The following is a 20459-nucleotide window of genomic DNA, read 5'->3' as shown; positions in this document are numbered from 1 at the left end:
ATACGGGGGGAGAACCAAACAATGGTTCTCTCCCCGTTTCTGTGTCCAGGGCACAACCAATGAGGAGAGTACGACGATGACTCAGGTTCCGAACATCACTCTCAACGGCGGGAACACCATTCCGCAGCTGGGCTTCGGTGTCTTCCAGATCAAACCCGAGGACACCGCCGATGCGGTCAAGACGGCACTCGACATCGGTTACCGGCACATCGACACCGCAGAGATGTACGGCAACGAAAAAGAGGTGGGCGAAGGCATTCGCGCCTCGGGCATCCCGCGCGACGAGATCTTCGTGACGAGCAAACTGAACAACTCGTTCCACGAGCCCGATGCTGCGCGTAAAGCGTTCGACACCACCCTGTCCGATCTCGGGTTCGACTACATCGACCTGTTCCTCATTCACTGGCCGCTGCCCACCCAGTACGGCGGCGATTACGTCTCCACCTGGAACACGATGATCGAGTTCGCGAAGTCGGGCCGTTCGAAGTCCGTGGGTGTGTCGAACTTCCAGGTGGAGCACCTCGAGCGGCTCGCCAAGGAGACCGAACTGGTGCCGGCGGTCAATCAGATCGAGGTTCACCCGTATCTGTCCAACGACACCGTGCGCAAGTACGGCAGGGACCACGGCATCGCGACCGAGGCTTGGTCACCGATCGCGCAGGGCAAGGTTCTCGACGATCCGGTGATCACCGACCTGGCCGCCGAGGTCAGCAAGAGCCCGGCACAGGTTGTGTTGCGCTGGCACATTCAGCGCGGCGACATCATCTTCCCGAAGTCGGTGACCCCCAAGCGGGTGCAAGAGAACTTCGCGCTGTTCGACTTCGAACTCGACAGCGACGCAGTTGCCAAGATCGACGCGCTCGACAAGGGCGAGGACGGTCGGGTCGGCCCGAATCCCGACACGTTCGACTACGTCGGCTGACCGCTCAGGCCGACCCCTCAGGCCGACCCCTCAGGCCGAAATTCGCTCCGCTCACTTCGAAACGCTCCGGTTGCAACCGGGGCGTTTCGTCGTAGGTGGCGCGAACTTCGACTACAGGAAGCTGCGGACGAAAGTCAGGGCAGTCGATTGCCACGTCCAGACGTGGTCGAGCATGGCGTGACCGCCGCCCTCGATCGGCACGAACTCGGCGTCGACCCCACGTTCGCGGAGTTGGGTGATGCCCTTTTCCGTCCGGGCCGAATACGTTCGCTGGTCGGCAGTCCCGTGCAGCGCCAAGACCCGTGCCTCGCCGTGGATGTACTCCCAATCCGCGTGCTGCCACCATGGCGCCAAGGCGAGAACGCCGGCCACCCGCTTGTCGGCGGCGAGGTGCGCGGCAACCCTGCCGCCCATCGAATGCCCGACCAGGATCACCGGGGAATCCGGGTGCGCGTCGATGAGGTGGTCAAAGGCGGCTTGGGCCGGAGCGAGGGGACTGTTGTGCTCGCCGTTCCACCCGTGGACGTCGTAGACGGCCTGGTGCACCACTACTCGCGGAAGCGCACGCAGCGACAACGTGAACGGGTACATCCGCATCGGCGCGGGTTGACGCCGGCTGAACGGCGTCGTGGAGTTGTCGGTGCCACCGGGCAACACCAAGACCGATGCCGCCACCGGCAAACCGGGTATCAGCATGTGCTGGGTGCCGGCGCCCCTGCCACGCGGTCGTTGAGGTAGCTCAATGCGATCGGGACACCGGACGCGATGGTGGAGCCGTGGTCACCCGGGACGATCACCGTCTGTACCCGCGTTCCCTGGCGGCACCAGTGTGCAGCGGTGGCCAGCACCCGGGACGTGGGAGTGAGCTGATCATCGGCACCCTGGTAGAGCAGCACCGGCATCCGCGGCGCGCCTGGGAACATCTGGACGCTGTTGCGGTTGAGGGCATCGACACCGGCCTGAGTGTTGGCCAGGGTGCCCGAGTTGACGACGTCGGCGATCTTCATGTTGGCACCGGCATCGACGATCTGGTCGGTGCACGCGTTGCGGATCTGGTTGGCCAGCGCGGCCCCCCGATCGTTCAGTTGCTCAGACAATGACACCTCGTTCGGGTACTCGCGTTCGAGGCCGAGGGAGGCTGCGAAGCCCAGGCCGAACAGCGGGTTCGGGGCCACCCCCAGCGTGCGGGCGATCGCTTCGAGGTTCACCGGTGTGCCACCTGCGGACAGACCGACGAGATCGAGTTCCGGGGCGTACGTGGGTGCCAACACGCCTGCGTAGGCAGTGGCCATGGCGCCACCCGAATACCCGGCCAGGACCGTGCGAGAATCGCCGACCCGGAATCCGGGGCTCGACTGGACGGCCCTGATGGAGTCCAGCGTGATGGTGCCGCCGAGTCGGGCCGCCCCGTATGCGCTGGTCGGTCCGAGGTGGTCGGGAATGTTCACCGCGACGCCACGCGCCAGCGCCAGACCGATGAGTTGCTGCTCCTGCAAACCGCCACGGAAGATCTGATGCGACGGCGCGCACTGCGGCCCGAGCGAGTTGGTGAACGGCTGATACGACAGCAGGTCGTGGCGGGCTCCACCGTCGGGAACGATGACCGTCGTGACAGCGGCGATCGGCTCGCCCTGCGAATTGGTGCTGCGGAACAACACCTTCTGTGCACTGGATCCGGGGAACGGACTCGGCAGCGATTGCACTCGGAGCACGTCACCGTTGGCAACACCCTCGATGCCCGCGGGCTCTGCATAAAACGGATCCGAGTCGGTGGCCGGCATGAACGGGGCAGCGCTTGCGGGCGCAGCGGTGAACCCGATGGCAGCGGCGGTTGCGAAGACGGCGGCCGCGACCTTCACTCCCAGCCCACGCCGAAACAACGTGTGAACGCGCATTGTTGTGCCTCCGTCACCCCGACCGAGGTCGTCCGCCCAGACGTTTGGAGCGGTGTTCGGGAGGAGTGTAACCCGCGCCAACCCCATGGCGACCGCGATCGGTGGCAGAATTCGGATGGTCCAGTCAAAGACGCCGAGGATTGTGACCGCCGCCCGCCGGCCGGTCGCAGACAACCGGAAGGATTTTCAATGGCTCACCCGCGTGCGGGGACCCTGGCACTACCGGAAGATCTGATTGATGTGTCGGCGGTGATCGACGCCTACTACTCGGAAAAGCCTGACCCGGAAAATCCGGCCCAGCAAGTCGTTTTCGGCACGTCGGGCCATCGCGGCTCCAGTCTCGACGGTGCGTTCAACGAGGACCACATCATTGCGACCACCCAGGCGATCGTCGAGTACCGCACCGTCGCCGGCATCACCGGACCGCTCTTCATCGCACGCGACACCCACGCGTTGTCGCTGCCCGCATGGCAGACGGCCATCGAAGTCCTGGTGGCCAACGACGTCCATGTGCTGGTGGACAACAAAGACCGATTCACTCCGACACCGGCGTTGAGTCATGCGATTCTCACGCACAACCGCGGCGGGGGACCGAGTGCCGATGGGATCGTCGTGACGCCGTCCCACAACCCTCCACGCGACGGCGGCTTCAAGTACAACCCGCCCAACGGTGGACCTGCGGACACCGACATCACCTCTCAGGTCGCCGCTCGCGCCAACGAGTTGTTGCAGAGCGGTCTGGGCAGCGTCAGACGAATCCCGTTCGAACGGGCCAAGGAGTCCGAGTTCTACGGGACCTATGACTTCGGCGCCAATTATGTGGACGACCTCAATTCTGTGGTCGACATGGACATCATCAGGAACTCCGGTGTGCGTATCGGTGCCGATCCGATGGGCGGCGCGTCAGTTGGGTACTGGGCCGAGCTGGGTGCCCGTTACACGCTGGAACGATTGACTGTCGTCAATCCCATTGTGGATCCGACGTTTTCGTTCATGACCCTCGACACCGACGGCAAGATCCGGATGGATTGCAGTTCCGCGAACGCAATGGCATCGCTGATCGACGCGCGGGATTCTTTCCAGATCGCCACTGGCAACGACGCCGACTCTGACCGGCACGGCATTGTCACGCCCGACGGCGGCCTGATGAATCCGAACCACTTCCTGGCGGTTGCCATCGACTACCTGTTCACCCACCGGCCCGATTGGCCGAAGGATGCGGCAGTGGGGAAGACCCTCGTGTCCTCGTCGATGATCGATCGGGTGGTCGCGGGGATCGGCCGACAGCTCGTAGAGGTGCCGGTGGGTTTCAAGTGGTTTGTGCCCGGCCTGCTCGACGGTTCGGTCGGTTTCGGTGGTGAGGAAAGCGCGGGCGCGTCATTCCTTCGCAAGAACGGGCAGGTGTGGACCACCGACAAGGACGGCATCATCATGGCGCTGTTGGCCTCGGAAATCCTTGCCGTCACCGGCATCTCACCGTCCGAACGGTATGCGCAGCTGGCCGAGCAATACGGCGGGTCGCCCGCGTACGCGCGTCGCGATGCCCCGGCCACCCGCGAGCAGAAAGCGGTGCTCGGCAAGCTGTCGGCCGAGCAGGTCAAGGCGACCGAGCTGGCCGGCGAGGAGATCACCGCAGTGCTCACCGAGGCGCCGGGGAACGGCGCAAAGATCGGTGGTCTGAAGGTGACCACCAAGAACGCGTGGTTTGCGGCCCGGCCTTCGGGTACCGAAGACGTGTACAAGATCTATGCCGAATCCTTCAACGGCGCAGACCATCTGGCTCAGGTTCAGAACGAGGCCCAGGAACTGGTGGACGGTGTGCTCGGATCGAGCTGAGAGACCAGACGCCGCACGGTCTTGTGCGCCCCGCTCCGGTTCGAACCGAAGCGCGACACGCAAGACCGTGCGTGGACTGGGTCAGCCGCCCGCGGGCACCCCGATCAAGAATCCGACGAGATAGGTGGCGCCGGCTGCGATGACACCGAAAAGGAGTTGTCGCAGCGCGCCTTTCCAGATCGGTCGGCCGGTGATCCGGGCAGCCAGCCCGCCGACCAGGATCAGGCCGGCGGCACCCACAAGCAATCCTGCAGTGAGCGATTCAAACCCGAGCAGATAAGGGATCAGCGGGAGCACCGCGCCGATCGAGAACATCACGAACGACGAGACCGCGGCCACCTTCGGTGACGGCTTCTCATCGGGATCCACGCCGAGTTCCTGCGTCAGGTGCAGGCTCACAGCTTTGTCGGTGTCCTGGTGGATCTCAGCGGCCGCCGCCGTCGCGGTCTGCTCCGACATCCCCATGTCGATGAACGCCTCGACCAGCTCGTGCAGTTCTTCTCGAGGGTGCTTGCGCATCTCCCGACGCTCGACGAGTACCTCGGCGTCCACCTGCTCGTTCTGGGTGGAGACCGAGGCGAACTCACCAAGGGCCATGGAGAACGCTCCGGCCACCAGCCCGGCGACTCCGCTGAGCACGATCGTGTGCCCGCTGGCGCCTGACGCGCCGACACCGGCGACGAGGCTGATGTTGGTGACCAAGCCGTCCATCGCGCCGAATGTCGCGGCACGGAGTCGACCGCCTGCCACGTTGGCGTGGGTGTGCCCGACCTCTTCCACACCCACGTCAGCAGGGTGCGGTGTCTGGTCCGGGGAACCTGGAATGGTCACCACGAGATGGTATCGGCCGACACCTGTCGACCTCTGCTCCGCACGTGTCTGAAGCTTGCTGATTTGCTAAGCGACCTCTCAGGCGGTGGTCGTTAGGCTGGTGCGCGTGTGGAGATACGTCGTGAGCGTGCCGGTCCGTATCGGCTTGGCGGCGGTATGGCTGATCGCCGGTGGCATCAAGGCGGTTGATCCCGACCAGTCCGAGATCGCGGTGAAGGCGTATCACCTGTTTCCGGATTCGACCGCGTACGCGGTGTCGCTGGTGCTACCCATGGCTGAGATCGCGTTGGGACTGCTTCTGTTGATCGGGTTGGCCGTACGTCCGGCGGCCATCGCCTCGGCGGTGTTGCTGGTGCTGCTGATCGCGGCCATCGTGTCGGTGTGGGCACGGGGTTACACGATCGACTGCGGTTGTTTCGGAGGCGGTGGGGAAGCCGATGTGTCGTGGCGGAACTACCTCACCGAGATCCTTCGGGATGTCGGGTTCCTGGCACTCGCAGCGTGGCTGATCGTTTTCCCGCGAAGCCACCTGGCGCTCGGCCCGGGCTCTCGACCACGGGCGGCCCGCGACGACCACGACGATGACTCCAACGACCCCGCGACGGCCGCGGGTGTAGATGATGAAATGGCAACCGAGGAAAAGCATTGAGTAGCAACAACAAACGGCCCGCTCCCAAGACGGCGAAGTCGAAGTACCAGCCCCAGGCGCAGTCGAGCACCACCACGTATGTGCTCGCCGGCCTCGCGGTGTTGGTGATCGCGGCGGTGGTCATCGGCGGCATCATCTGGAACAGCCAGCGCAACAAGGGCGGCGCCGACAGCGCCGTGTTGTCCAACTCTGCGACCTTCGTGGTGGGCAGCCCGACAGCGCCGCACACCATCGACATGTTCGAGGACTTCCAGTGCCCGGCGTGCGCCAGCGTTGAAAAGCAATCCGGCCAGACGATCACCGACGCCGTCAACAGTGGCCAGCTGCAGGTGCGGTTCCACATGCTGACCTTCCTCAACGAGCAGTCGGGGTCGGGTGACTACAGCTCTCGGGCAGCGGGCGCGATGAAGTGCGTGGCCGACGCCGAGAACCAGGACGTGAAACTTGCGTTCCATTCCAAGCTCTTCGCGGTGCAGCCGAAGGAGGGCGGCGACGACCACGACAACCAGACGCTGGCCGGGTTCGCCAAGGAAGTCGGCGCATCGGATGCCACCCAGCAGTGCATCGCCGACGGCACTCAGGTCCAGGCTGCCGAGTCCATCGCTGACGAGTCTCAGACCCAGCTTGCCAAGGCGCTCGACGGTCAGGTCGGAACTCCCAGTGTGTTGCAAGACGGTAAGAAGGTCACCATCACCAACGGAACCGGCTGGGTCGATCAGATCCTCGGTGGCGCAAACAACTGACAACATCGCACCCCGGTGAACCCGGGAACGAACCCGGCCGAAGTCGCCGCTACAGCGGATTTGGCCGGGTTCGCGCCGATGGTGTAATTTCGATCGAGCACGCAGCACCAGGGCAAACAACCTGGCGCGGGTGCAAAAACCGAATACGGGGCTATGGCGCAGCTGGTAGCGCACCACACTGGCAGTGTGGGGGTCAGGGGTTCGAGTCCCCTTAGCTCCACCGTTGAAACAAGATGATCCACCTGTCCACGACATACGTCGTCGGCAGGTGGATTGTTCGTTTGTGGGCCGCGAAGCCCACCGGTAACAACTTTGCGTCATGAACGAGGAATCAAAGAAGACGTTCGTTCGTGAAAGGACCCCGCTGCTGTGAACCTGCCGAAGAGATCTGGGCAACCGGGTCGGGTGTTCCTCATCGCGGCGGCGATACTGCTCGTCGTGGCTGCGGCGTTCGCGTTCTGGCCGGTCGACAACTCGCAGGGCACGGGCTGCGGGAGCTGGGCACTCAAAGACGACTCGTCGGCGGTGTCGAAGGACGCCGAGTTCAACTTGGGCGACACCACCAAGGACTTGACCCGGGCGCTGGCCGATCGGTATCTCGGCGACAACTCCGCCAACAGTCTCGGGCTCAGCGACAACACCAGCCAAGTGCAGGCATGCGAGTCCGCGCGCGGAGACCAGACCAGCGAGGTCGTGATCTTCGGATTGGCCGGAGCGGCTGCACTCGTGGTCGGCTTGATACGCCGGTATCAGCCGACGCGGGCCACCTGACACGGGTGAACAGTTCGCGCCCGAAAGTCGGAGGTTTGTGACTTCGCCCAAATGAACATCGTGCCCGGTCATACTGGGCCGATGAGCGATCTGGGGCGATGACCGGCCTCTCCGACGCCAAGGCGGCCATGGCGCGCGACGAATGGACCGCCGCGCTGGCTCTGCTCGCCCACGAGACATCCTCCGAGGCCGATGAGGCCCGCGCGATGGCGCACTACGGAAACGGCGAGTTCGAAGTTGCTGTCGGCGTGTGGGAGTCGTTGTACGAGCGTCGACGCGATGCAGGCGAGCATGCGGGTGCGGGCTGGGCTGCAGCACATGTGGCACTTCACCTTCTGGTCGACACCGGCTTGATGGCACCGGTTCGCGGCTGGGTCGCGCGAGCCGAGCGCGAGCTCGCGGGGCTCGGTGAGGTGCCGGCTCACGCGTTGCTCGCGATGGTGAGAACGTACGAACGTTTCATGTGCGGTGACCCGGACGGAGCACGTCGGCAAGCTCAGCGATCGATGGAACTCGGCGCACAGCTGGATGTCTCGCCTGCCGTACTCCTCGGGCAGGTGGCGACCGCACGTCTGCTCATCGCTGACGGCGAGGTGGAACCGGGCCTCGCCATTCTCGACGATGCTGCACTGCAGCTCATGTCGGGCGCCGTGGATCCGTTCACCACGGGGATGCTCTACTGCGAACTCATCTGCGCCGCGCAGGGATTGCTCGCCTACGACCGGGCCCGCGAATGGACCGACGTCATGGACCACTGGCGCCACGGTCACGCGTACGGGGGCTTACATGGGCGATGCCGCGTGCACCGCGCCGAACTACTGCGAGTCAGCGGCCCCGGCGCCGCGGCCGAACGCGAGGCCCTCGCGGCCTGTGACGAACTCCGTCCCTGGATGCGTCGCGAATTCGGCTGGCCGCTGGTCGAACTCGGCAACATCAGGCTCCGCCTCGGTGATCTGAATGGCGCAGAGGATGCGTTCTTGGAGGCGCATCGACGGGCATGGCCGTCACTGCCGGGCCTCGCGCTGCTGCGGCTGGAGCAGGGCGAGATCGGCGCGGCGACGAAACTCATCGCTGACGCCGTGAACAACCCGCCGGATCTGCCGTGGAAGGAACGGCCACCGTTCGGAGACCTGCGGCTCGTACCGTTACTCGACGCCCAGTCCGAGATCGCCTACGCCGGTGGCGACGCCGCTACGGCAACGCTGGCTGCTGCGCGCCTGCGCAGCATCAGCGAACAGTTCGTCGGTCAGGGTCTGGCTGCCTGCGCGGCGCTGGCCACAGCTCGGGCACACCTGTTGGCCGGCATCCCGGAGCTCGCCGTCGGTGAAGCCGGCATCGCCGTGGTGCAGTGGTGTGAGCTGGACGCACCTTATGAGGCGGCCGTGGCCCGCGTAATGCTGGGGACTGCCTGTGCAGCTGCGGGCGACACGGTGCGAAGTCGTCTGGACTGGCAGGCTGCTCACGCCGAGTTCGAGTCGTTCGGAGCGGTCAGGCGGTCGGCAGAAGTGGCCGCGCTGCTGGCCGGGGACTCCTCGGCGACGACCGCGGAACCCCTGACGGCGACGATGGCGTGGACCGGTGACCGGTGGCGGCTCGCGTTCCGTCACACCGAGACGGTTCTCGCCGACCTCAGAGGCCTCCGATATTTGGCAACATTGGTGTCGCGGCCCGGTCACGAGTTTCGGGCGATGGACCTGTGTGGTGGCCATGAGGTGGCCGAGCCGGTCCCGATCATCGATGAACAGGCCCGTGCCGCGTATCTCCGGCGATTGAACGAGGTCGATCAGGACATCGCGGAGGCGGAGCACAACAACGACATCGGGCGGGTCGATCTGGCGCAACGCGACCGCGAGTTCCTGCTCGCCGAATTGAGTGGCGCAGTCGGACTCGGCGGGCGGCTGCGCCACTCCGGTGGGGCCGCCGAACGAGCCCGGACCAGCGTCACCAGATCATTGCGGTATGCGCTCGACCGTGTCGCCGAGCACGACCCCGTGTTGGGAGACCACCTCAAGAAGACCGTACGAACCGGAAGCTGCTGCAGCTATTCACCGGACACCGTTGCGCCGATCACGTGGACGGTGCTTCGTTGAGTGGTCCATGGCAAGGCCTTTTCTAGGGCGTCGCGGCGGCCAGCTTGGTGAGCATGTGATCCATCACGGCGCCGTGCTCGACCTGTGGGCTGAACATGACAACCTCTGTGTCACGCACAACGCGTACCGAGTGTCCCGGTGGCCAGTAGTACATATCGCCGCCGACGCACGTCTCGGCAGCACCGTCAGTGAAGCTGACGACCACCTCGCCAGAGATCAGGTAACCCCAGTGAGGCGAGTGGCAAGCGTCGTCGGCCAAACCTTCGAGTAGCGGCGCGATGTCGGTCCCCGCGCCGAGGCTGAAGTACTCTGCGCCCACGGGTCCGGCGGACGCCGACCCAAAATCGGGCAACTGACGTGCCTTGGCCCCGGGTACATCGATCTTGACCGGGATCTCACTCTTGGTGATGTGCATGGCGACTCCTGACGAAGTGATGGATTGCCTTTCATCAGGTGAGGCGTGACAAGTGGTTGTCACAATGCGACAACCACAAACGCCTTGACCCCGGCGATAGTGTCCGACATATGGACAGCAATGCGGGAAAGCCCCGACGTATCGACTCGTTCAAACTCTTGTCGTTCGCGTCGCACGTCGACGACAACACGATCGAGCAGGCGAAAGAGACCGCGTCGATGCCGTTTGTCCACCCACACGTCGCCCTCATGCCAGATGCACACTCAGGCAAGGGTTCTGCCGTGGGCACTGTCATCCCCACCATCGACGCGGTGATCCCCGCAGCAGTCGGCGTCGACATCGGCTGCGGAATGATCGCACTGCGAACCCGATACAGCGAGGACGACCTCGCCGGCCGTGATCTGTCGGTGCTGCGGGCATCGATCGAATCGGCCATCCCGCTGTCGCCGGGTAACTACAACCGCTCGCTGGACCGGTTCCCGTTCACCGCGCAACGGGTGGCGTCGCTGGCCGCGGACGCCGCGAGCGATCGCGTGGACCTGTCCCACTCACCCAAGTGGCGTGAGCAACTCGGCTCGCTCGGAGGCGGCAACCACTTCATCGAGTTGTGCATCGACAACGTCGGCGGCGTCTGGCTGTTTCTCCACTCGGGTTCGCGGGGCGTCGGCAACAAGATTGCCCAGAAGCACATCAAGATCGCTCAGAAGTTGTGCAAGCAGTGGCATATCGGGCTACCCAACGCCGATCTCGCCTACCTGCCGGCGCAGACACCGCAGTTCGACGCATACCTCACCGAACTGTCGTGGGCCCAGCGATTCGCGTTCGAGAACCGCGCGGAGATGATGGATCGCTTCCGACAGGTGTTCGCGCAGTGGATCGGACACGACGGCGATCCTGCCGACATCGCGACGGACTCGGTGAACTGCCACCACAACTACACCGTTCAGGAACGCCACGCGGGTAAGGACGTGTGGCTGACCCGCAAGGGAGCCATCGATGCACACGAGGGTGTGCGTGGTGTGATCCCCGGTTCCATGGGCACCCGCTCATATGTCGTGCGCGGCAAGGGAAATTCGGCGGGCTTGTGCTCGGCTCCGCACGGGGCCGGTCGCCGGTTCTCCCGCACCGAAGCCAAGCGCCGGTTCACCGAGGCAGATCTGGACAAGGCGATGGTCGGCATCGAATACCGGCACGGACCCGACTGGATCGACGAGATCCCGGCGGCTTACAAGGACATCGACGTTGTCATGCGTGACGCGCAGGAGCTCGTGGACATCGAGTTCGAACTGCGTCAGGTACTCAACGTCAAGGGAACCTGAGTCCGCGGGGGTGGTTCACTGCTTCGGATCCCGGTCCGCGGCGGCAGCGTCATCGCGTTCCCCTTCGAGCAGACGCATCACCCTCGCGGCACTCACGCCGTGCACCACCACCGACAGGACGATCGTGAAAGACAGTGTGGCCCAGAGCATGTTCGCCTGTGGCAGGTCGGTTTCGGCGACCGCGTAGGCGAGGTAGTAGATCGAGCCGATGCCCCGGACCCCGAAGAACGCGGTGGCCCTGCGTTCTTTGGGGCCGAGGTCGGCGCAACCCTGCAGCGACAGCCACCCGACCACGGGTCGAATGACAAACACCAGGGCCACACCCACCAAGACGCCGCCCCAGGTCAGTTCGGCCAGCAGTCCGGAGGTGAGGGCAGCGCCCACGAGAAGCAGCACAACCAAAGTCAGGACGTGCTCGAGTTGTTCGATGAGACTGTGCATCTCCTCGTGGTAACCGCTGGACCGTTCGACGTTGCGGATGGCCAATGCGCAGGCGAACACCGCCAGGAAGCCGTAACCGCCGACGAGTTCGGTGATGCCGTACACCGCGAAGGTCGCGGCCAGTGCCACGATCGGCTCACCGCGATCGGCCAGCCGCGCGTGTTTGATCGGGAAACGGAAGAATCCGCGGCCGAGCAGGTCACCGGCGAACCAGCCGACCAGACCACCGATCACGATCTTGCCGACCAGCTCCCACGCCAGCCACGGCACGATCCAGTCCTCGATCGGCCCCTTGGTCGCCAGGAATATCGCCAGGTACACGAACGGAAATGCGAGTGCGTCGTTCAGGCCGGCCTCGGATGTCAGCGCGAATCGGACCTCATCGTCTTCCTGGTGGGAGCCCTCGCCCGAGGTCGGTCCCTCGACCTGGACGTCTGAGGCCAGCACCGGGTCGGTGGGCGCCAGGGCCGCTCCGAGCAGGACCGCAGCGGCGGGGGTGAGGGCTGCGGCCCACCAACCGAGTACCGCGACCCCCGCGATGCACAGCGGCATCGCGATGAGCAAGAGGCGCCAGGTGGAACTCCAGGTGCGCCAGTTGAGTGGGCGGTCGATGGCCAGTCCCACACCCATCAACGCCACGATGACGCAGGCTTCGGTGAGGTACTCGGTCACGGCCGGATGGGAGAGGGGGGAGACCGGGTCGGTTCCGGTGTCCCCGACGATGAGTCCGGTGATCGCTCCGATCGCAAGGACGATCATCGGGGCCGACAAGGCGCGGTCGCGGAAAAGTCGGGGAACGGTCGCAGCGAGTAGCAGTGCGACGCCGGCCGACACGTAGACGATTTCGACGTTCAGCGCGGGCGCTCCGGGGTGTGTGGTCTGACCATGACCACTCCGTACCCCGAAGGGCCGGTACCGAACCTCAGTACCGATTTTCAGCGACGGATCAGATGGGCGAGATCACGCCTCGGCGTGGATTTGCGACCTCAGACGCAGGATCCCGTCGCGGAGGCGCGTCTTGAGAGTCGGCACCAGGATTCCGAGACGCTTTGCGGTCTCTCCGTGCGTCAGGTTGGCGAAATACACCATGTCGATGCTCTGACGCTGGCGACTCGACAGCTTGCTGAGGTGCCGCCGGATCTGAAGGTGCTCCTCGCGCAGCAGGAGGGGCTCATCGGCTCCCCCCTGCGGGATGTCGACCGAGAACATCGCGAGGACCGCGGTCTTCTTGCGCAACCGTTCTTCTGCCCTCACCCGGTCGATCGCCCGCCGGTGACAGATCATCATGAGCCACGACAGCGGCCTGCCCATCTCCGGCTGATACTGACCGGCCTTCTGCCATACCTCGATGTAGACCTCTTGCAGGGTTTCCTCGGCGTACCCGAGGTCTCGAACGGTCTTATAGATCAACCCGAACAGACGTGCTCGGGTGGCGTCGTGCAAGCGCCGAAACGCCGCTTCGTCTCCTGTGGAGACACGCTGGAGAAGTTGGCCGAGGTCCTCCTCTGAGTCCGTCTCGGGTGCGTCGGTCATATTTCCGTATAGGAACATGTTCTCAGTCCGTTACAGTCGCAGCTGTCCATCGCCCGGCCCCGAGACGGGTTTGAATTGTGTGTGGAGAAGTCGAGCAAGGGCTTTCGCGAACCGCTGGCAATCGCGCTGCCCGGTGTAGCCGGTACTACTCGTCAGTAGAAGTGGATTCGACCGACCTGAACGTCGCTCTCAATGCTGTTTGGCGACGCAATTCGGATTGATGCAGTGCGGCTCTGTCTTGGTCTTGTGGATGTCGCCCCCGAAAGTCCGGAACTCTTTCACCTCGACCTCCATCTGCTGGCCGCAGGCTGGACAATGGTGAATCACTGGTTTGCTATAGGTCTTGGTTGCCATGCCCCACCGTAAGACTGTGATGTAGCTCACGTCTAGGCCAAATCGGCAGAGAGTTTCCCGATGGTCGCCTGTTTGTTGGGGAGGTGCGCCGGGTATCCGGATCGGCGAGTGCAGAACGCGTCAAAAGCACACGTGCACAACACTTTGACCTGGAGGTTGCAATGGCAAACGAACTGAGTGGTCAGAAGATCGCATTCTTGGTGGCGCCGGAGGGTGTCGAACAGGTGGAACTCACCGAACCCTGGGAGGCGGTCAAGAAAGCGGGCGGTACACCGTCTCTGGTCTCGCTTGAATCAGGACAGATCCAGGCTTTCAACCATCTCGACAAAGCTGACCAATTCCCGGTCGACAAGGTGGTCGCCGAAGTCCCCTCTGCGGACTTCGACGCGTTGGTCCTGCCGGGCGGTGTCGCCAATCCCGACAATCTGCGGATGAACGACGAAGCCGTCAAGTTCATCTCCGGCTTCTTCACCGAGGGCAAACCGGTCGCCGCGATCTGTCATGCCCCGTGGACGCTCATCGAGGCCCGTGTGGTGTCCGACCGCACGCTGACATCGTGGCCCAGCCTGCGCACCGACATCACCAACGCCGGTGGGCAGTGGACCGATGAGGAGGTGGTTGTCGACAATGCCGGTTCGAACACGCTGATCACCAGCCGCAAGCCAGACGATCTACCCGCATTCTGTGAGGCGCTGATCCGGGAGTTCGCCGCCGACAACAGGTGACATCGGGCATCATCACCCTGAAGTAAGGGGAACCGTGCGAACACCCACGAAGACCGCGGATTTGCTGACCCTCATGGGGAGCGCGAACAACACGGCGAACGTCATCATGCAATTGGCGATGGCGCCTGTGGGCCACGGCGTTCGGGAAAGTCGGGTCGACTCCGGGAATGTCTTCATCCACCCCGTGAAGCGGGCACGGACAACCTTTTCCTTTCTCGCAGTCGCGTTGATGGGCGACGACGAGGACAAAGAGTTCGTGCGGGAGCAACTTCGGTCGGTTCATCACCAAGTGGTGTCCACGGCAGCCAGTCCCGTGAAATACAGCGCGAATGATCCACGCCTGCAACTCTGGGTTGCTGCGTGCCTGTACCGCTGGTTCGTCGACCAATACGAGTTCCTATACGGACCCATACCTCCTGACCAGGCTGATGCCATTTACCAAGACGCCGCCACATTGGCGACAACTCTCAATGTGCGACCGCACATGTGGCCGGCCGACCGAGAACAGTTCGAGCGCTACTGGGAGGAGCAGCTCGGGTCGATCCACATCGACCCGGCGGTGCGCGAGCATCTGCTGGCCATCGCGGACCTCAGTTTCCTGCGAGGTCACGTGGGTCCGGTGGGCACCTTGCTCCACTTGACGCTGGGAAAGCCCTACCTGTTCATGACCACAGGTAGCCTGCCCCAGCCGTTCCGAGACGAGATGGGCTTCCGGTGGTCGCCCGCGCAGCAGCGTGCCTTCGACGACATCCGGCGGATGGTGGCAGTGGTCGACCGTGTCGCGCCCGTGCTGAAGCTGATGATGCGGGCGCAAGTGTTGGACGTGCGGCTGCGGCGACGCGCTGGGATCCGAGTGTTCTGAGGTGCCGGCAGCCAGGCATGCTGGGTGACATGAGCGCACACCCGATGTTTCCGCTGGGGATGACGCTGCTGCCCGGCGAACCGTTGAGCTTGCAGGTGTTCGAACCTCGCTACCGGACAATGGTCGCCGACTGCACGTCCGCGGACGGCGACAACACGTTTGGCGTCGTCCTGATCGCTCGAGGCCACGAGGTGGGCGGCGGCGAGGAACGCGTGGACGTCGGCACACTTGCCTCCATCGAGGAATGCAGTCCACGTCCCGACGGTCGCTACCACCTGTCGTGCGTGGGTACCGAACGATTCCGGGTGAGGTCGTGGCTGCCCGACGACCCGTATCCGAAGGCCGACATCGAGCTGTGGCCGTCGCCGCAGACTGATGACCTGAACCTCGACCTCCAACCGGTGGTCCACCGACTCGACTCGTTGGCCGAAGCGCTGATGCGGATCCGGGGAATCGCGGTCGGCGATCGCCTCATCGAACCGCTCGACAACGACGAGACGGTGGAGACGAAGGTCTACGGCACCGCCGTGCGGTTGGGTCTCGGCCCGGCCGACCGACTGCGCATTCTGTCGGCCCCGACGACTGCAGAGCGTATCGATGCACTCTGCCAGGCCCTCGACGACCTGATCGCGGTCATCGAGTTCTCAGGACTGCCGAGCAACTGACCGCGGCAGTAGCGGTGGTCAGCTCGATCCGGAGCTTGCCGCGACCAGGATGACAAAGCCGATGATCCCGATCACCGAGATCGCGATTCCGATCCAGCCGAGGATCTGTCCGGCCTGCGCCATGCCCTTGCCGCTCTGCGTTCCCTGAGATTGGTCAATCTCTTTGATCGCCTTGTTGCCGAAGATCACCGCGGGAATGCTGACCAGGCCGCACACGAGCACAAATGCGCCGATGCCCAGCACCAGCGAGATCACCGCACTGGTGTTGGTCTGTGCGACGGGGGTGTAGGGATATCCCGCGGGGTTGTACCCGGGCACCTGACCGTAACCCGGCTGGCCGTAGCCCTGTTGCCCATAGTTCGGCTGGCCGTAGCCCTGCTGACCGTAGTTGGGTTGACCGTAGTCGGGCTGGCCATAGTTGGGCTGACCGTAGTCGGGCTGCTGGTAGCCGAATCCGGGGTCCGCGGGCGGCGGATTGTCGCCGGCGCCCGGATCCTGTTTGCGCAGCGGATCGTTGGAGGGTGGCTCGTACGGCGGGGGATAGGTCATGGCCGTCACCTTTCAGGCTCGACTGGAGCGCACGGGCTCAGCTGGAGTTGGTCAGGCAGCGGCCCGATTCGTGTGCCGAGTGTATCCGGCTAGCGCCCGGGTGTGGCGGTGGATTCCTCGCCGCCTACGGTCAGTGCGGCCGGAGCCGGGTCGGCGCCGGACAATGCGCGGTACTCGCCGTCGCGCAGGGCAAACCCGTTGAGTGATCGGGTGTTCAGGCAGTACAGGCCGGAGTCGTCGTTCAGGCATTGGAAGGTGCCGACGGAGATCGTGGAGCCGGTGGGCAACACCGAGCCTCGAACCCACACCCACGGTGTGTCGGCACAGGTCCCCTGGGTGGGGGTGTCGGTGAGGACAACGTAGTCGGCCTCCCAATTGCAATAGTCGCGGGTGGTCGTGGAGCCGCCGGCGGGGTTGGTGGGTTCGCACGCAAGGGTCGGCCGGTCCCGCTGCACGGTGGAGCAGTTGACCGCACCGTCTGCGGTCGCGAAATGAAACTGCGAGGTGTCCTCTATCGGACCGTCCTGTGTCTGCGCGGCCTGGTGATACATGCTGTTGTCGACGCGGGGCGCGGTGCTGATCGCGGTGGCCACGGTGAAGCCCTGTGATCGCCCGGCCGTGGTGCTCCGTGTGGTCGTGGTGGTGGAGGTCGCCGATTGCTCGGTGGACAATTCGTCGGTGGGCGGCAGTTCCGTGCGGGTGGGGCCGTCCTCCGGAAAGCAGCCGCCGAGCACCACCGCGGTCGCGACGGCTGCGATGGCCACGGCGATCGATCTGTTCCACATGTCCGTACCCTTACCCGTGTGTCGACACCCAAGATCGTGCTTTTCTACGTCTTCACGCCGCTGGCCGATCCAGAGGCAATCCGCCTATGGCAGCAAACTTTATGCGAGTCGGCGGGCGTGACGGGCCGGATCATCATCTCCGAGCACGGCATCAACAGCACCGTCGGCGGCGACATCACCGCGGTGAAGCGCTACGTCCGCGGCACCCGGGCATATCCGGCGTTCAAAAATGCAGACATCAAGTGGTCCGACGGCGCCGGCGACGATTTTCCTCGCCTCAGTGTCAAGGTGCGTCCGGAGATCGTCACATTCGGGGCGCCGAACGAAGTGCAGGTCGATGACAGCGGCGTCGTCGGCGGGGGCGCGCACCTCACGCCCGAGGCTCTCCATCAGCTGGTCGCGGACCGCGGAGACGACGTCGTGTTCTTCGATGGCCGAAACGCGATCGAGGCGCAGATCGGTCGTTTCCGCGACGCGGTGGTGCCGCCGACGCAGACAACCCGCGACTTCCTGGAAGTCATCGACCGCGGTGACTACGACCACCTCAAGGACAAGCCCGTGGTGACCTACTGCACCGGCGGTGTGCGGTGCGAGGTGCTGTCGGTGCTGATGCGCAACCGCGGGTTCGGTGAGGTCTATCAGCTGGACGGCGGAATCGTCCGGTACGGCGAACAATTCGGCGACGACGGCTTGTGGGAGGGCTCGCTCTACGTCTTCGACAAGCGGATGAGCGTCGACTTCTCCGACCATGCGAAGGTCATCGGCCATTGCGCGCAGTGTGGCGCAGCCACCAAGAACGTCGCCAACTATCCCGACGCCGACGGCAGAGACCTTGTTGTCGTCTGCCCCGACTGCCTCGCCGGACCGGAGCGATGACGACCGTTCCTGTTCTGATAGTCGCGGGGTTCCTGGGTGCCGGCAAGACAACACTGCTCAACCACCTTCTCCGCAACCGCGCCGGTCTGCGAATCGGGGTGGTGGTCAACGACTTCGGAGCGGTGAACATCGACGCCATGCTGGTGGCGGGTCAGGTCGACGGCACGGTGGCGCTCGGCAATGGCTGCATGTGCTGCACGGTCGACGACGAGGGACTCGAGGCCACCTTTGCTGCGCTGACCACTCCGCGCGCCGCTCTGGACCTGATCGTGGTGGAGGCGAGCGGCCTGGCCGAGCCGCGCAATCTGGTGCGGATGGTCGCGGCGAGCACTCATCCGCGAATCGAGTACGGCGGTCTCGTCTACCTTGTCGATGCGGCGAATTATGAGGCCACACGGGAGCGTCATCCGCAGATCGATCAGCATGTGGCGCTCGCCGACATGATCGTGATTAACAAGGTGGACCTGGCCCAGGAATCGTCTGTCGACGCCGTGCGCGACCGGCTACGCGAGCGAAACGCCACGGCCCCGATTGTCGCGACCAGCGACTCCGCGATCGACGTCGGGCTGCTGTTGGATGCTGACGAGAAGCCTGTGGATGACAAGGCTCCGCGGCAGCTGGGTCTCGACGAGCTGCTGCTGGCCGAGGATCTGGGCGACGAAGACAGCGACGAGGAGCACTGTGGTCATCTGCACCACGACTACCAGTCGGTGTCCGTGACCGAGAGCGCCCCGATGAACCCGCGGGCGCTGGCGGCCTTTCTCGAACAACCGCCTGCGGGTGTGTTCCGTATCAAGGGATTCGTCTGGTTCGACGTGGTGGGGCATCGGCAGAAGTACGTCCTGCACACCGTGGGGAACTACGTGACGGTCCACGCCCAGCGCTGGGAGAAAGACGAGCCACGGCGTACCGAACTCGTGGTCATAGGGGTGGGTATCGACGAGGAGCAGGTGCGCCGGGTCCTGCTGGAGGCTCGCGCAGACGGCGACGTCGACAAGCAGGCCATGCTCAGCCTCACCCGCTACCTGCGGTAGCGCAGGGTACCTGCGGATCTGCCTGTCACGACCTGTGCCGCCGCACAGTTACGCATCGACCAGATCACAAGCCAACAACGGTTTCTGAGCTGCAGGTCGGCAATTTCCCAAAAGTCTCAACTACTGCTTGACTGTTACTGAAGTGAATATTGTGACTGATGTTGCGCCCATTGGGTGGAACTCGGACTCGATTTCAGGCGTACTCGAAAGGAACACCGTGACCAAGAAGAACCTCCGCGTCGCCGGGCTCACCTCCCTGGCGGTTGCGGCCTCCCTGATCGCGATGCCCACTGCGGCCCATGCCGAACCTGCACCGGCACAAGGGAACACTCTGGCAGGCAAGACTGTTTTCCTCGATCCCGGACATCAGGGATCGGCTGCGGGCAACGACCTGAACAAACCGGTTCCCGACGGGCGTGGAGGCACTAAGCCCTGCCAGACCACCGGAGCCACCAGCCCCGATGGGGTGCCTGAGCACAAGGTCAACTGGGACATCACCCAGCTGGTCAAGGCCGGACTCGAGAGCCAGGGCGCCAAGGTTGTCCTGAGTCGCCAGGATGACACCGGGTGGGGAGGGTGCATCGATGAGCGGGCCAACGCGGCCAACGCCTCGAACGCCGACCTGGCCGTGAACATCCACGCGGACTCGACCTCGCCCGGCACCGATGCGGGTAAGAGCGGCTTCCACATCATCGTCCCCGAACTGCCCATTCCTGACGCGGCTGTGAACGAGGTGCAGTCGGGCAAGGGGCGCAAGGCCGCCGAGCAGATGCGTGACGCGTTCAAGAGTGCGGGGTTTGCACCCGCGAACTACGCCGGCGCGCAGGACGGACTGCAGACCCGCGCGGACATTGCGGCCGTCAACCTGACGAAGGTGCCGGACGTCTTCGCCGAGCTGGGCAACCTGTCGAACCCGGCTGATGCCGCCGCGTTGTCGGGTGCCGAGGGCCAGCTCAAGTACGCCATCGCCATCGTCGACGGCGCCATCAGGTACTTGCTGACCGGTGCCACCGCACCGACCCCGACAACCGCCCCCACCACAGGCACCACACCTACCACCGCTACGGCGCCGACGACCGGAACCTCACCGACGACGGCCGCGCCCTCCGCCGCGGGTACACAGCCGACCACGCCGGCGGCATCGACGGTCGCCCCGACCGCACC

General features: G+C 64.5%; 21 protein-coding genes, 1 tRNA gene and 1 pseudogene. 14 read left to right on the top strand and 9 right to left on the bottom strand.

Annotation, left to right across the window (positions count from 1 at the left end):
- The first annotated feature begins 76 nt into the window (after positions 1 to 76).
- On the top strand, positions 77 to 922 hold the full coding sequence (locus WIMU1_RS15815; protein WP_062798739.1) for an aldo/keto reductase: 846 nt from the start codon (positions 77 to 79) through the stop codon (positions 920 to 922).
- Positions 923 to 1033: 111 nt separating this feature from the next.
- Here the strand turns inward: WIMU1_RS15815 and WIMU1_RS15810 are convergent, their stop codons facing one another.
- A complete protein-coding gene (locus WIMU1_RS15810; RefSeq protein ID WP_062798738.1) occupies positions 1034 to 1618 on the bottom strand; it encodes an alpha/beta hydrolase in 585 nt (194 codons plus the stop codon).
- Positions 1612 to 2817 carry a lipase family protein gene (locus WIMU1_RS15805; RefSeq protein ID WP_062799178.1) on the bottom strand — a complete coding sequence of 402 codons (1206 nt, stop codon included), beginning with the start codon at positions 2815 to 2817 and terminating at the stop codon, positions 1612 to 1614. The genes WIMU1_RS15810 and WIMU1_RS15805 overlap by 7 nt, the downstream gene beginning before the upstream one ends.
- A gap of 189 nt (positions 2818 to 3006) precedes the next feature.
- Here WIMU1_RS15805 and pgm point away from each other — a divergent pair, with 189 nt between their 5' ends.
- Complete coding sequence (gene pgm / locus WIMU1_RS15800) at positions 3007 to 4653, top strand: phosphoglucomutase (alpha-D-glucose-1,6-bisphosphate-dependent) (RefSeq protein ID WP_062798737.1); 1647 nt, start codon at positions 3007 to 3009, stop codon at positions 4651 to 4653.
- A gap of 81 nt (positions 4654 to 4734) precedes the next feature.
- Here pgm and WIMU1_RS15795 read toward each other — a convergent pair whose 3' ends face one another.
- Positions 4735 to 5484: a VIT1/CCC1 transporter family protein gene (locus tag WIMU1_RS15795; protein WP_371850301.1), complete on the bottom strand. Its 750-nt coding sequence runs from the start codon at positions 5482 to 5484 to the stop codon at positions 4735 to 4737.
- A gap of 106 nt (positions 5485 to 5590) precedes the next feature.
- On the opposite strand from WIMU1_RS15795, the gene WIMU1_RS15790 reads away from it, so the two are divergent.
- From WIMU1_RS15790 to WIMU1_RS15770, 5 genes are all read left to right on the top strand, one after another.
- The gene (locus WIMU1_RS15790) at positions 5591 to 6133 is read left to right on the top strand and encodes a MauE/DoxX family redox-associated membrane protein (RefSeq protein WP_084248364.1); all 543 of its coding nucleotides are present in this window, start codon (positions 5591 to 5593) and stop codon (positions 6131 to 6133) included.
- A complete protein-coding gene (locus WIMU1_RS15785; protein ID WP_062798736.1) occupies positions 6130 to 6876 on the top strand; it encodes a DsbA family protein in 747 nt (248 codons plus the stop codon). Before WIMU1_RS15790 ends, WIMU1_RS15785 begins: the two co-directional genes overlap by 4 nt.
- 147 nt (positions 6877 to 7023) lie before the next feature.
- Positions 7024 to 7096, top strand: a tRNA-Ala gene (locus WIMU1_RS15780).
- 149 nt (positions 7097 to 7245) lie between these two features.
- A complete protein-coding gene (locus WIMU1_RS15775; protein ID WP_120802680.1) occupies positions 7246 to 7647 on the top strand; it encodes a hypothetical protein in 402 nt (133 codons plus the stop codon).
- A 98-nt stretch (positions 7648 to 7745) separates the two neighbouring features.
- Entirely contained in the window at positions 7746 to 9737 is a 1992-nt protein-coding gene (locus tag WIMU1_RS15770; RefSeq protein ID WP_062798734.1) for a hypothetical protein, read from the top strand.
- 22 nt (positions 9738 to 9759) lie between these two features.
- Here WIMU1_RS15770 and WIMU1_RS15765 read toward each other — a convergent pair whose 3' ends face one another.
- Positions 9760 to 10152: a cupin domain-containing protein gene (locus WIMU1_RS15765; protein ID WP_062798732.1), complete on the bottom strand. Its 393-nt coding sequence runs from the start codon at positions 10150 to 10152 to the stop codon at positions 9760 to 9762.
- A 110-nt stretch (positions 10153 to 10262) separates the two neighbouring features.
- Here WIMU1_RS15765 and WIMU1_RS15760 point away from each other — a divergent pair, with 110 nt between their 5' ends.
- The gene (locus tag WIMU1_RS15760; RefSeq protein WP_062798731.1) at positions 10263 to 11471 is read left to right on the top strand and encodes an RtcB family protein; all 1209 of its coding nucleotides are present in this window, start codon (positions 10263 to 10265) and stop codon (positions 11469 to 11471) included.
- Between the two features lie 15 nt (positions 11472 to 11486).
- Here the strand turns inward: WIMU1_RS15760 and WIMU1_RS15755 are convergent, their stop codons facing one another.
- From WIMU1_RS15755 to WIMU1_RS26195, 3 genes are all read right to left on the bottom strand, one after another.
- Positions 11487 to 12755: a cation:proton antiporter gene (locus WIMU1_RS15755; RefSeq protein ID WP_255283882.1), complete on the bottom strand. Its 1269-nt coding sequence runs from the start codon at positions 12753 to 12755 to the stop codon at positions 11487 to 11489.
- Between the two features lie 117 nt (positions 12756 to 12872).
- Positions 12873 to 13445: a sigma-70 family RNA polymerase sigma factor gene (locus WIMU1_RS15750; protein WP_062798727.1), complete on the bottom strand. Its 573-nt coding sequence runs from the start codon at positions 13443 to 13445 to the stop codon at positions 12873 to 12875.
- A 189-nt stretch (positions 13446 to 13634) separates the two neighbouring features.
- Entirely contained in the window at positions 13635 to 13799 is a 165-nt protein-coding gene (locus WIMU1_RS26195) for a hypothetical protein (protein WP_157366796.1), read from the bottom strand.
- A gap of 161 nt (positions 13800 to 13960) precedes the next feature.
- Between WIMU1_RS26195 and WIMU1_RS15745 the strand changes: the two genes are divergently transcribed.
- From WIMU1_RS15745 to WIMU1_RS15735, 3 genes are read left to right on the top strand one after another with little or no spacing between them, the layout of a single operon-like run.
- Entirely contained in the window at positions 13961 to 14524 is a 564-nt protein-coding gene (locus tag WIMU1_RS15745; protein ID WP_062798725.1) for a type 1 glutamine amidotransferase domain-containing protein, read from the top strand.
- Positions 14525 to 14558: 34 nt separating this feature from the next.
- Positions 14559 to 15386: an oxygenase MpaB family protein gene (locus tag WIMU1_RS15740; protein WP_062798723.1), complete on the top strand. Its 828-nt coding sequence runs from the start codon at positions 14559 to 14561 to the stop codon at positions 15384 to 15386.
- A 29-nt stretch (positions 15387 to 15415) separates the two neighbouring features.
- On the top strand, positions 15416 to 16051 hold the full coding sequence (locus tag WIMU1_RS15735; protein ID WP_084248362.1) for an LON peptidase substrate-binding domain-containing protein: 636 nt from the start codon (positions 15416 to 15418) through the stop codon (positions 16049 to 16051).
- An 18-nt stretch (positions 16052 to 16069) separates the two neighbouring features.
- Here WIMU1_RS15735 and WIMU1_RS15730 read toward each other — a convergent pair whose 3' ends face one another.
- Together WIMU1_RS15730 and WIMU1_RS15725 are read right to left on the bottom strand one after the other, a co-directional pair.
- Positions 16070 to 16600, bottom strand: a complete 531-nt coding sequence (locus WIMU1_RS15730; RefSeq protein ID WP_062798719.1) for a DUF4190 domain-containing protein — start codon at positions 16598 to 16600, stop codon at positions 16070 to 16072.
- Positions 16601 to 16689: 89 nt separating this feature from the next.
- Positions 16690 to 17385 carry a hypothetical protein gene (locus WIMU1_RS15725; RefSeq protein WP_062798717.1) on the bottom strand — a complete coding sequence of 232 codons (696 nt, stop codon included), beginning with the start codon at positions 17383 to 17385 and terminating at the stop codon, positions 16690 to 16692.
- A gap of 18 nt (positions 17386 to 17403) precedes the next feature.
- Between WIMU1_RS15725 and trhO the strand changes: the two genes are divergently transcribed.
- From trhO to WIMU1_RS15710, 3 genes and pseudogenes are all read left to right on the top strand, one after another.
- Entirely contained in the window at positions 17404 to 18261 is an 858-nt protein-coding gene (gene trhO / locus WIMU1_RS15720) for an oxygen-dependent tRNA uridine(34) hydroxylase TrhO (RefSeq protein WP_062798715.1), read from the top strand.
- Entirely contained in the window at positions 18258 to 19295 is a 1038-nt protein-coding gene (locus WIMU1_RS15715; RefSeq protein ID WP_062798713.1) for a CobW family GTP-binding protein, read from the top strand. The genes trhO and WIMU1_RS15715 overlap by 4 nt, the downstream gene beginning before the upstream one ends.
- A 190-nt stretch (positions 19296 to 19485) precedes the next feature.
- Positions 19486 to 20406: pseudogene (locus tag WIMU1_RS15710) on the top strand (N-acetylmuramoyl-L-alanine amidase); the annotation flags it as partial.
- Between the last annotated feature and the right edge of the window lie 53 nt (positions 20407 to 20459).

Origin of the sequence: Williamsia muralis NBRC 105860 (genome assembly GCF_001598915.1) — a bacterium.
GTDB classification, from domain to species: domain Bacteria; phylum Actinomycetota; class Actinomycetes; order Mycobacteriales; family Mycobacteriaceae; genus Williamsia; species Williamsia muralis.
Note: the sequence above shows the minus strand (reverse complement) of the source record. Positions and strands in the feature narration are given on the sequence as shown.